Below are 12118 nucleotides of genomic sequence, written 5' to 3'. Positions count from 1 at the left end.
ATAGTAAGATCCCCCTCCTTTTTAAAGCCTTTAGAAAGTGTAGTTCAAATACGCTGTAACCGACCTTCCAGGCGCGGGTTGCAAGCCTGCAGGGCTAGAGCCAATCCCTGTAAAATAATACTTCATGTTGAAGATGTTATTGATTTGCAAGCTTCCTGTAACTCTGTGTCGTCCGTTTTCCCAGAAAATTTGGCTCACTTGGATATTCCACACCCAATACCAAGGCAAGAGCCCTTCATGCTGGGTCATACACCAAGCTTCGCATTGATAACCGCTATTAAGGACGCTTTCATAGTTGTTCCCCCCACTATAATATTGCATCCCATAATAGCCTCCTGCTGCACTGTTGCTAATCCCGCTATAAGCGCGGCTATAAAAATAGCTAGAAATACCAATGGTGGTTTTACGCCAATTGTAGCGAGCGTCAAGAATGAATTGGAAAGGGCTTACAAAAGGGAAATGCTTGTTATAGCTAGTCCCTTTTAGCACATCCCCGTTCAAGTCTGTTAAAGGGCCATGGCTAGTTACACGAGTGTCAATGTAGTTGAAAGCGGCATGGAATTGCAACCCTCTAATAGGCCTGTAATACAATTCCAGCTCCACGCCTTGAGAATAGCCATTAATGGGGCGCACATTACCTTTCATGGGACCGCTTGTATAGACTGAATACTGCCCGGTGGCAAAATCGCGTGCCCAAATCCTGAAGTAGTCTGCATTAAAGCTAAACTTATCTTTATAGGTGTAGCGCGCTCCTGCTTCCACCGTGTCAAAGTGTTGGGTGAAATACTCCGCTCCTCCATAGCTCAAAACGTCTAATTGAGGCGGGACAAAAGAGCGTTGGTAGTTGAAGTAGGTAAGCACATTGTGATCGCCTTGCACAGGGATAAAGCCAATGTTGGTTGAGGGCATCCAATTGTTCATGTGCTTGATTTTTCTTAAATCCTTCTCAGGGATTTGCATCCAGTTAGACGCATTTTCGTTGTTGTATTGCACAAAAGCGTAGCGCAAACCAGGCACGATGAAAAAGCGCCCGTCCCAAGCTTCAATGCGATCGCTCAAATAAACTGCCGTGTAATTGTTACGCCAGTTATTCCAGTTTCTATAAACGCCATGCTTGATGTGGGGTTTCCAACCGCTCATCACATTAGCGCCCTCACACAAGAATCCTGCCCCCTCACCGCTCGTTTTGGTGGCGCATTCATTGGTGTTTAAGTATTGGCGCTGTAAAAAAGTGGTGGTCATGAAACGCAAGCCCATGATAAAGGTTTGCTTGACTTTCCCGGTATTGACGATCAGATTCACTTTAGGCTCAAAAGCGTTGTTAATGGAGCGCACAGGGTTTTCTACTTCTGCCCAGCCATTGTAGTTAGTGGCATAATAAGGCACAGCCAAGTTATACCCTGCCGGAAGTCCTGCCGCCCTGCATGCCGCTTCGCTAAAACAAGTAACCATGTTAGCGCTATTGTAGCTAGAGCTCACTTGAAAATCCCTAGTCATCAACTGCCCATAGTAAGTGAAGCTAAAAGTCCCGCCCACTCTGTCTAAATCCCCGAAGCGGTTTTCATACACAGCCCCAAAGCGTTGTGAACGCCCGCCTTTTTGGTTTAAGGGGCGCAAATTAGCGAAGCGGTTTATTTTGTAATCTTGCTCGCTTAGTGATCCCGGTTGGGCGATAGCAAAATCGTAGTATTGGTAATAGGCTTTAATCCCATTGCTTTCATTGATGTCATAGACCCCATCTAGCCAATAGTTTGAAATATTAGAGGGGCTATTGTCCCTAAAGCCTTGTCCTCTAACCCAGTTAGCTTGCGCTTGGATACCCACATGTTTATTGATCATCCCTCCGCTCCTCACATAGGTGTTATAGAGGAGGTTGTTGCCCAAAGACTTGATGAAAGAAGGATCGCCGGTTTTATCAGGGGGAGCGGCAAACCCGGCGTTTCTAGCCTTAGCCCAATAAGTGATCCTTTCAGCCGCTTGGTTTTCCCATTGAGTAGGGATAGGCTTAGTGATGATATTGACAATACCCCCATAAGTGTTAGGCCCATATTGCACGCTGCCTCCACCCTTGATCACATCAATGCGATCAATGGCTTGAAAGGTAACAGGGAAAATGTCTAGCTCAATGTGAGCGTAGGGGGCCATATAAACAGGAATACCATTAACTAACATGAGCGTCGCATCGCTATGCCCTGAACCCCCAGCTCCAAAGCCACGGATTTGGATAGTGGGCATAGCCCCTACACCTGTCGCATTCCTAATTTGCAGACCGGGGACATTCTGTAAAGCTTCTTCAATGCTTTGGTTAGCTTGTTGGGTGAGCGCTTTATTAGAGATCACCGTGCGGCTTCCTGTGTATTTTTTCACTTCTTCATCTTGCCAACTCTTAGGTGCAGTAATCCCGCTATAACCCAAATTGACCTGCCCAGAATAATCAGATCTATCCTTTTTGCCGGCAGTAGAAACCTTGCCCAAAGTGTAATCTTTTTCCTTAGCGAACAAAGACTCTTGGCAAATCAAACTGGCAGTTAAAGCCAACAGAACTTTTTTATGCAGCACAAACTCCTTAATGTTTTAAGAGATTAAAAAATGGTTTAAATTTTTTAAATAAAATCACACCGATAACGAACAACAGACAATCATTAAGTAATAAAAATAAAAAAAACTTAATAAATCACAGAATTTTATCATAAAATTCTTAAAATTTTATTAATCCCATGAAAATCTTTTTTTTTTGATTTTGCTGATTTTGCTCAATCTCTAGTGAAAAATCCCCATTTTTGACACACAGATAGCTTGCATGCGTTCTCAAAACGCACAAGACATTCTTTGACGCTCAAAGCGGTTTAATTTTCCGTCTAAACACTGCCCCTTATAGAACAAAATCCATAAACTGATAACCTAGGCCTAAGCTTTGATTTTAAACTATCTCAAAAGCGCTTGCCCTAAATTATTACTTTTTTATGTTTGTGTGTATTACCATTTTTAGTCTTAAAATTCTTGATCAAAAGCATTTTGCGTTCATTTTTTCTTAGTATCCCTTGTTGTTGGTTTCATTTTTCAACTTTTTCAACTTTTTATCGTTTGGTTTGAAAAGCGATCAGCGACTCATTGCAAAAGATCGCTCCTTGTCTTTAATTTTACAGCGCTTGATGATGAGATCCAAGATTTCTAAAACCTGCTTTTCTTCTTCGTTATTGTGTTTGATGCTCACCGTGGGGTTGTATTCGGTTACCTCAACCGCCCCTAATCGGTCTTTAAAGCTTTCTAAAAGCAAGCCCAGTAATTGCTTTAATTCATCAAAACTCAGCCCGTTATTTTCACGCACGCCAGTAGAAGTGAAAAGCTTGCCATCCATAATGTCTAAATCCAAGCTAAGGTAAATAATATCCACCGCTTTTAACAATTCTTTGGTTTTTTGAACCACTCCTTGCATGTTTTCTCTTATCGCACCCACGCTAAATAAAGGGATTTGCAATTCCTTAATCACATCTCTTTCGCTCTGTTCGGTGCTTCTTACCCCAAAATACACCAAACATTTAGGATCAATTTCTAACCCTCCCTTTTCCAACCCCAAAGAGCAGAGCTTTTGCCATGCCTTTTCTTCGCTCTCGCTCATGCGATTAAACCCGCTACGGACACGATTTAAAACCATGCCTAAAGGCATGCCGTGGATATGCTTTGAATCGCTGTCGTAAGCCGTGTGAATATCCGCATGCGCGTCTAAATACAAAATCCCTATTTTTTTGTCTTTATGAACGCTCCTAAAGGCTTGGAAAATCCCAAACATGTTCGCATGCTCTGAGCTTAAAATTAAAGGAAATTCTTTTTTTCCAAACACTTCTTTCATGCAAGGGATCAGATTTTCTTTACAAAAAAGGTAGTAATCTTCAAAATTCTTAGCGTATCTAAACTTTTTATAAAGCACGCAACGCTCTTGAGTGATCGTTTGCATGCCTTTAATCACATCGCCATGCGTTGCGCTCAAAACCTCTCTCAAACGCCTAACCCCTTTATCGGTGCCTCTTTTTGACGCTCCTAACTCCGCTTCTAATCCTACTAAAATCATTTTATCGCTCCTTCAAATTCCTTTTTCTTGCTGATAGCCCCATTTGTCCTTACTCAAATAATACGCTCCATAGCAAAGCCCCATAAACACTAGCGTGAGATACCCTCCAATGCGTTCATTCGCATCCATATACGCCCCTATAAGCCCCACCAAGCACCCGCTGATGCCAATAATTTGGATTAAGGGATTAAGGGGGGCTTTATAAGGCAGATCTTTTAAGGATTTCCCCAAAGCCAGATACTCTTTCCTGAAGCGGTATTGCGCTACGCTAATGCTGATCCATACAATAATCACCATAAAACTCACCACATTGATCAAGCTTGCCATGATTTTTTCTGGTGCAAACGCTTCGGTGAGCATGCCAATAAGTGTAACCCCTAAAGATAAATATAAAGCATAAGTGGGTGTGCCAGAGGCGTTAAGTTTAGCAAAAAGAGGGAAAAACATCTTTTTTTGGCTTAAGCCATAAATCATCCTCCCTGAAGCGTATAACCCAGAATTAGCGGTGGATAAAATCGCAGTGACGATGACAAAATTCATAATATCTGCTGCATAAGGGATACCCACGCCCAAAAAAGGCAAAGGGATTTTTTCTAAAGCGCTCACAAAAGGGCTTTGCGTCAAACCGCTATCCGTCATGGGCAAAAACACCGATACCACAAACACCGCTCCTAAAAAGAAAAACACGATCCGCCATAAAGTCGCCTTAATCGCTTTAGGCATGACTTTTTTCGCGTCTTTAGTTTCTCCTGCTGCAACGCCGATAATCTCTGTGCCCGTGTAAGCAAAAATCACCGCTAAAATCGCCCCAAAGAACGCCCCCACTCCTTTAGGGAAAAAGCCTTTTTCTAGCCCTTGAGTCTCCCCATTAAAATAGAAATTAGCAAACACGCTTTCAAATCCATGCAAATAAAACGAATAGACAATGCCAATGCCCCCAAGCACAATAAACACAAAGACCGCTAAAACCTTAATGGTGCTGAGCAAAAATTCGCCTGTGGCAAAAATCTTAACCGAAAAGAAATTCAATAAAAATAAAAGTGCAATGCATGCGATGACCCACACATACACAGGAACAGTCGGGAACCATCGTTGCATAAGCAAGCCTATGGCAATGTATTCCACTGCCACGGTTAAAACCCAGCTCAGCCAATACATCCAAAAGACCATATATCCGGTGCTTGGGTTAATAAAACGGCTCGCATAATCCCCAAAACTCCCTGTGGTGGGATACACGCTCGCTAATTCTCCTAAAGATAAAACAATAGAATAGACAATAATCCCTCCAATCAAATACGCTAAAAGCGTGGCTAAAGGGCCTGCGCTAGCGATATTCCCCCCTGTGCCTACAAAAAGCCCAGTGCCAATCGTCCCCCCTAAAGCGATCATCATCAATTGGTTGAAGCCAATGTCCCTGCTTAAGGTTGTGTTGTCTTTCATAAACGCATCCTTTAATCGTTAAGTGAATTCTATTTTAAATCTCAACCAACGATTACAAAATAATAAGAAAATGAATAACAAACAAAATTAACTTCATTGTGTAAAAGAGTAATACTATTTAGCTTTTTAAAAGAAAGATACCCAATCGTTTAATGGAGTGAGTATAATCATAACTGACACTACTATTTAAAGGATTAACATGACTATTGGGCTAGTCAAAGAAAGCATGGATTTGGAATCTCGAGTGGCTTTGGTGCCTGATGATGTGGCGCTAATCGTTCAAAAGGGCGTGGAGGTTTTAGTTCAAAATAGCGCCGGCGCTAATAGCGGTTATAGTAACGAAGCGTATGAGAGCGTGGGGGCTAAAATCGTGGATTCTAAAACGGCGTGGGGGCAGGATTTGGTGGTCAAATGCAAAGAGCCTTTAGAACATGAGTATCATTTGCTCAAAGAAAAAGCGACGCTGTTTAGTTACTTGGATCTAGCGTATCAAAAAAGCTTGTGCGAAATGTTTATAGATAAAAAATCACTTCTATTTGCACTGAAACCATTGCCGGGCCTAAAAACGACTACCCTATTTTAGCGCCTATGAGCGTGGTCGCTGGGAGATTAGCCGCGCATTTAATCCAGCATTATTTATTGGCTTTAGAGCATGTTAAGGGGTTTATGGGTAAGGGGGTCATGCTAGGGGGTTTATCGGGCGCACAAAGGGCTAAAATCGTTGTGGTTGGGGGCGGTGTGGTTGGCATGGAGAGCGCGAAAGTCTTAAGCCAAATGGGGGCTAAAGTAACGATTTTAGAATTAGACTACGCTAAATTGCAAAACCACCCCTATTATCATTTGTATGACTTAGAAGTTTTAAGCGTGAATGAAACCAATATCATTCAAGCCTTAAATGGAGCAGTGGGGCTAGTGGGAGCGGTGCTAGTTACAGCGAGCCAAACCCCTAAAGTGATCTTAAGAAGGCATTTAAAATACATGCAAAAACAAGGGGTAGTCATTGATGTGGCTTGCGATTTAGGAGGGTGTATAGAGACCATACGCCAGACAAGCCATTCTAACCCGGTGTATGTGGAAGAGGATTTGTTGCATTATGGCGTGCCGAACATGCCAGGGATTGTCGCTAAAACGAGTTCTACGGCTTATAGCCATGCGAGCGTGCCGTATTTGTTGTATTATTTAGAGCATGGCTTGAAGGGTTTTTTAAAAGCCAACACTAAAATCGTGGCAAACACCCTTGGAGGCTTGAGCGCTTATAACGGCTATATCACCCAAGAAGGCATCGCTAAAGCGTTCAATCTGGCGTTCAAATCGCCTTTAGAGGTTTTAAAGGAGCTTTGAAGCGAGCTTTAAAAAGAGCATGGCGATAAACCATGCGTCTTCATGTGTGGAAATATTTCAAAAAAAAAAAAAACACTTTTTAATGTTATAATCTATCCTAAACTAATATAAGGGGTTTTTATGGCAAAAATTGAAAGCAAAGATTCTTACCTAGAAGATATTTTAAAAGACAAACTCTACTATCAAATCCCCATCTACCAACGCCCTTATCAATGGACAGAAGAGAACTGCGAAAAGCTTTTAGACGATTTGTTTTTTAATTATGAAGATGACAGAGAAAGCGATTATTTTTGCGGCTCATTAGTATTAGTCAAATCCGATCCCAATTCCAAAACCGAAACCTATGATATTGTAGATGGCCAGCAACGCTTAAGCACTTTCATTCTGCTGGCAAAAGTTTTAGCCGATCTTAATAATGGTTTAGACCCTGAGTATTTAGAATATTTACAAGAGAGTTGGAAAGATAGGTATACAGAAAGAAAACGACTGAGTTTTAACACTATAGGGCTTAACGCTAAAGATGATTTTCAAGATGCCTTAGATTTTTTTGACGATCTTGATGCAAGCAAGGTTAAGAATAGCAAGATCAACGACCCAAGCAAGGGTAAGAACAGCTACTTAAAAAATGCGATTTGTTTGACAAACTATCTCAGAGAAAAAGAGATTGAAAACATTAACGATTTTATTAGGTGGCTGTGTTTTAAGGTTGTACTTATCAGAACCACTTGCTCTAATATAAGTATGGCGTTAAGGATTTTTAGTGTTTTAAACGCTAGGGGTTTGCCCTTGCATGCGATAGATGTTTTTAAGGCGGAGTTGCTAAAAAAACTCGCTAAAGAAAAGGATCAAGAAGAGTTTGTGTCTCGTTGGAATGCATTGCGTCAAAAATGCTTAGATAATGAGTCAAAATTTCCAAAGAGAAAAGAGAACAAGCGAGAGAAGGACGCCGCAGAAATATTATTCAGTTGGTATTTAACCTATCTCAATCCGGTAACTAGTGGGAAAAACATGGAAGAAAGACTTGCCGATCAGTTTGAAAGGCTTAATAAACCCCCATTAGAATACCTTAAGGGCATAGAAAATTTCTATAACGCTTATGGTGAGATGTTAGAAATGCAAGACCGACACGCTCATTTGCTTTCTTATCTAGCTTCTGATTTTTGGCGCGTTATTTTGTGCACCAGCATATTGCACCATTATAGCCCTCAAGATATAGAGACTTTAAAGGAGTTATTGGTCAAGTTTTACTACCAAAATTGGGTTGCAGAGCAAAAAGAACCTAAAAAACAAACTAATTGCAACATCATTAACGCCCTAAAAGAAAAGAAAAGCATAAGAGACATCGCTTCTATTGTTGTAAAAAATATTTAGATGATAAGAATATCACGCAACGCTTTAGGGACAATCTAAAAGACAGCAAATTGTATGAAAAATTCTACTTCGCTGGTAAATCCGTCAAAAAAAATTCATGGCTCAAACCCATTCTCATTTTAGTGGAATATTTCATGAGCGATAACGCCAACCCCGCTTACATTAAAATGGATGATGATTTGCATGTTGAACGCATTTTGCCCGAAAACCCCGATCCTTCAAGCCAGTGGGTTAAAGACTTTAGCGAAGAAGAAAGAGGGTTATACACGCATTCTTTAGCCAACCTCACGCTTTTAGGAGGCACGAAAAACGCTCAAGCTTCAAATTTGGATTTCAAAGAGAAAAAAGAAATCTATATGGGGAACGCTGTCAAGCTAGGTAAGGACAAGCGAGGTAGGGAAAAACCTTTTAAGGTGATGACTTGTTATAAGATGACCATAGACATTGCACACCATTACGCAGAATGGACGCCCAAAAGTTTAGAAAAAAGAAAAGAAGAGTTGATTAAACGCATTGAGAGCGTGCTAGCACTCTAGGGATGCGCCCCTAGAAAGTGAACACGTAATTCACATACCACGAATACACGCGTCTAAACCCTATATCCAAATTTTTTGCAGTGATGTAGGGGTTTTTCTTTAGCATGGGGAATTTCACGCCCGCTTCAATGCTGGAATGCTTTAAGATCCTTAAGCGAGCCCCCACATTGAATAAAAATTGGAAAGAAGTGGCTCTTTTGCTCACCAAAGCTTGCTCCACTAAAATGCCCTCAAAGCTTGGCGTCGCCATAAGCCATGAATTACCGGCCAATTGCACCCCACCAAAAGCCCCCAAACTCATGATGCCGTTATTAATGACATTGACCATCAAGTCCATAGCCCCCCATAAGTGAGCATGTTTGGCTCAAAGGTTTTAGGATCAGCAAGGCTCGTTAAGCGATTGATTTCTTGTTTCCCAAGAATTTGACCCGCCAATTGCGCCACTTCGCTGTTATAATTAGGATTTTTAAGCCTAATAGAATTGGCATGAGCGTAGTCAAAAAACCCATAAGCACGCAAGCCAAAGTGTTTTTCAAAGAAAAATTGATACCCTAAGAGCGCGTCAAAGCCTTTGATAGTAGCGTTAGTGGCTTGTTTTTGAGAATTAATATCCGCATGCATTTGGGCTTGCCCTTGCAAATAACCCGCTCCTAAAAAAACGCCATTGCCATCCATGGCTAATAGCGCGTTCATAGAAACAATCAAAGCTAATAAAGATTGAGAAAAAAATTTTTTCATGGATGATTCCTTAACATAATGTTTACATTCATAAAAAGAATACCTAAAAAACAATTAAAAAAGTTTGAAAAATGAAACATAGCGAAAATAAAAACTTTTCATGAACTTTACACAAGATGATAAAAAAGCAATTAAAACCCCCTTTTTTAAAATTTTGTTTCAAGCTTTAAGCTACAATATACGCATGAAAGATTCACTTCAAACTATCGGCGTGTTTGTGCGGCCCACCCATTATCAAAACGCTCTTTTTAAAGAGCTAGAGCAAGCTAAAGAATGGGTTTTAAAGCTTTTAGAAGATGAGGGGTTTGAAAGCTTTATGATTGATAGCCTTGATGGGGCAAAAGACGAACGATTGATAGAAAAAGCTTACGCGTTTTTGTGTTTAGGGGGCGATGGCACGATTTTAGGGGCTTTAAGAATGACGCATTCTTACAATAAGCCATGTTTTGGGGTTAAAATAGGGAATTTAGGGTTTTTGAGCGCGGTTGAATTGAACGACTTGAAAGATTTCTTACAAGATCTCAAGCAAGATAGGATCAAATTAGAAGAGCATTTGGCTTTAGAGGGCCGTATTGGAAAAACCTCTTTTTATGCGATCAATGAAATCGTGATCGCTAAAAAAAAAGCTCTAGGGGTTTTAGACATCAAAGCATGCGCGGGCCATACGCCCTTTAACACCTATAAAGGCGATGGGCTTATCATTGCCACGCCCTTAGGCTCAACCGCTTATAATTTGAGCGCTCATGGGCCGATTGTGCATGCTTTAAGCCAAAGCTATATTTTAACGCCCCTGTGCGATTTTTCTTTAACGCAACGCCCTTTAGTGTTAGGAGCGGAATTTTGCTTGAGTTTTTGCGCTCATGAGGACGCTCTTGTGGTCATTGATGGGCAAGCCACCTACGATTTAAAAGCCAACCAACCCCTATACATTCAAAAAAGCCCCACGACCACCAAGCTCTTACAAAAAAATTCAAGGGATTATTTTAAGGTGCTTAAAGAAAAGCTATTATGGGGGGAAAGCCCTAGCAAAAAAAGATAAAAGGGTAAAAAGCATGCGAGATTTCAATAACGCTCAAATCACACGTTTAAAAGTGCGTCAAAACGCCGTTTTTGAAAAGCTGGATCTGGAGTTTAAAGACGGCTTGAGCGCGATTAGTGGAGCTAGTGGGGTGGGGAAAAGCGTTCTGATTGCGAGCCTTTTAGGGGCGTTTGGGCTTAAAGAGAGCAACGCTTCAAACATTGAAGTGGAATTGATCGCGCCTTTTTTAGACACGGAAGAATACGGCATTTTTAGAGAAGATGAGCATGAACCCTTAGTCATTAGCGTGATTAAAAAAGAAAAAACGCGCTATTTTTTAAACCAAACAAGCCTGTCTAAAAACACGCTCAAAGCGTTATTAAAAGGTTTGATCAAACGCCTATCTAACGACAGATTCAGCCAGAATGAACTCAATGATATTTTGATGCTCTCCTTACTAGATGGCTATATCCAAAACAAAAACCAGGCGTTTAGCCCCCTTTTAGGCGCGCTTGAAGAAAAATTCACCCATTTAGAAAAGCTAGAAAAAGAAAGGCGGTTATTAGAGGATAGAAAGCGTTTCCAAAAGGATTTAGAAGAGCGTTTGAATTTTGAAAAAATGAAATTAGAGAGGCTGGATTTAAAAGAAGACGAATACGAACGCCTTTTAGAGCAGAAAAAATTGCTCTCTAGTAAGGAAAAATTGAACGATAAAATCGCTCTGGCATTAGAGGTGCTAGAAAATACCCACAAAGTCACGCATGCTTTAGAGAGCGTGGGCCATAGCGCGGAGTTTTTAAAAAGCGCTTTATTAGAAGCGAGCGCTCTACTGGAAAAAGAGCAGGCTAAATTAGAAGAGTGCGAGCGTTTGGATATTGAAAAGGTGTTAGAAAAACTTGGCATGCTAAGCGGGATCATTAAGGATTACGGGAGTATTATGCATGCTAAAGAACGCTTATCGCATGTTAAAAACGAGCTTCACAGCTTAAAAGAGATTGACCATCATTGCGAAACTTACCACAAAGAAATAGAGCGATTGAAAACCGAATGCTTGAAATTGTGCGAAGAAATAGGTGGCTTTAGAAAAGAATATTTAGCCGGTTTTAACGCTCTTTTAAGTGCTAAAGCGAAAGATTTGCTCCTAAAAAGCCCTAGTTTAGTTTTAGAAGAAGCCCCCATGAGCGAAAAAGGCGCTCAAAAACTCGTTTTACATTTGCAAAATTCCCAATTAGAGACTTTAAGCTCTGGAGAATACAGCCGTTTGAGGCTGGCGTTCATGCTTTTAGAAATGGAGTTTTTAAAGGATTTTAAAGGCGTGTTGGTGTTAGATGAAATGGATTCCAATTTGAGCGGTGAAGAGAGTTTGGCGGTTTCTAAAGCCCTTGAAACCTTGAGCAGCCATTCACAAATCTTTGCCATTTCGCACCAAGTCCATATCCCAGCCGTTGCTAAAAACCATATTTTGGTGTTTAAAGAAAACCACAAAAGCCTTGCAAAAACCCTTAATAACGAAGAAAGGGTTTTAGAAATCGCGCGCATGATAGGGGGGAGCGAAAACATAGAGAGCGCGATTTCTTTCGCTAAGGAAAAATTAAAGGTGTGATG

The 12118-nt window shown here is 41.0% G+C and carries 5 protein-coding genes and 3 pseudogenes; 4 read left to right on the top strand and 4 right to left on the bottom strand.

Annotation, left to right across the window (positions count from 1 at the left end; translation table 11 throughout):
• Positions 1–30: 30 nt before the first annotated feature.
• The 3 genes from D2C78_01600 to D2C78_01590 form a co-directional block, all read right to left on the bottom strand.
• A complete protein-coding gene (locus D2C78_01600) occupies positions 31–2559 on the bottom strand; it encodes a ligand-gated channel (GenBank protein ID QEF34778.1) in 2529 nt (842 codons plus the stop codon).
• A 541-nt stretch (positions 2560–3100) separates the two neighbouring features.
• Positions 3101–4069: an arginase gene (rocF, locus tag D2C78_01595; GenBank protein ID QEF34777.1), complete on the bottom strand. Its 969-nt coding sequence runs from the start codon at positions 4067–4069 to the stop codon at positions 3101–3103.
• 12 nt (positions 4070–4081) lie between these two features.
• On the bottom strand, positions 4082–5509 hold the full coding sequence (locus tag D2C78_01590) for an amino acid permease (protein ID QEF34776.1): 1428 nt from the start codon (positions 5507–5509) through the stop codon (positions 4082–4084).
• A 199-nt stretch (positions 5510–5708) separates the two neighbouring features.
• Between D2C78_01590 and D2C78_01585 the strand changes: the two are divergent.
• Positions 5709–6850: pseudogene (locus tag D2C78_01585) on the top strand (alanine dehydrogenase).
• A gap of 120 nt (positions 6851–6970) precedes the next feature.
• Positions 6971–8757: pseudogene (locus D2C78_01580) on the top strand (DUF262 domain-containing protein).
• 10 nt (positions 8758–8767) lie between these two features.
• Here the strand turns inward: D2C78_01580 and D2C78_01575 are convergent.
• Positions 8768–9495 (bottom strand): annotated as a pseudogene (locus tag D2C78_01575) (outer membrane protein).
• A gap of 184 nt (positions 9496–9679) precedes the next feature.
• On the opposite strand from D2C78_01575, the gene D2C78_01570 reads away from it, so the two are divergent.
• Together D2C78_01570 and D2C78_01565 are read left to right on the top strand one after the other, a co-directional pair.
• Entirely contained in the window at positions 9680–10534 is an 855-nt protein-coding gene (locus D2C78_01570; protein ID QEF35797.1) for an NAD(+)/NADH kinase, read from the top strand.
• Positions 10535–10547: 13 nt separating this feature from the next.
• Positions 10548–12116 (top strand): DNA repair protein RecN, encoded by a 1569-nt coding sequence (locus tag D2C78_01565; protein ID QEF34775.1) that lies wholly within the window; start codon positions 10548–10550, stop codon positions 12114–12116.
• Positions 12117–12118: the final 2 nt, after the last annotated feature.

The organism is Helicobacter pylori (assembly GCA_008032935.1).
Lineage (GTDB): Bacteria > Campylobacterota > Campylobacteria > Campylobacterales > Helicobacteraceae > Helicobacter > Helicobacter pylori_CX.
Note: the sequence above shows the minus strand (reverse complement) of the source record. Positions and strands in the feature narration are given on the sequence as shown.

Excerpts from the sequence above, each read along its gene's own strand:
- rocF (QEF34777.1), bottom strand. The coding sequence starts at position 4,069 with ATGATTTTAGTAGGATTAGAAGCGGAGTTAGGAGCGTCAAAAAGAGGC.
- D2C78_01590 (QEF34776.1), bottom strand. The coding sequence starts at position 5,509 with ATGAAAGACAACACAACCTTAAGCAGGGACATTGGCTTCAACCAATTG.
- D2C78_01570 (QEF35797.1), top strand. The coding sequence starts at position 9,680 with ATGAAAGATTCACTTCAAACTATCGGCGTGTTTGTGCGGCCCACCCAT.
- D2C78_01565 (QEF34775.1), top strand. The coding sequence starts at position 10,548 with ATGCGAGATTTCAATAACGCTCAAATCACACGTTTAAAAGTGCGTCAA.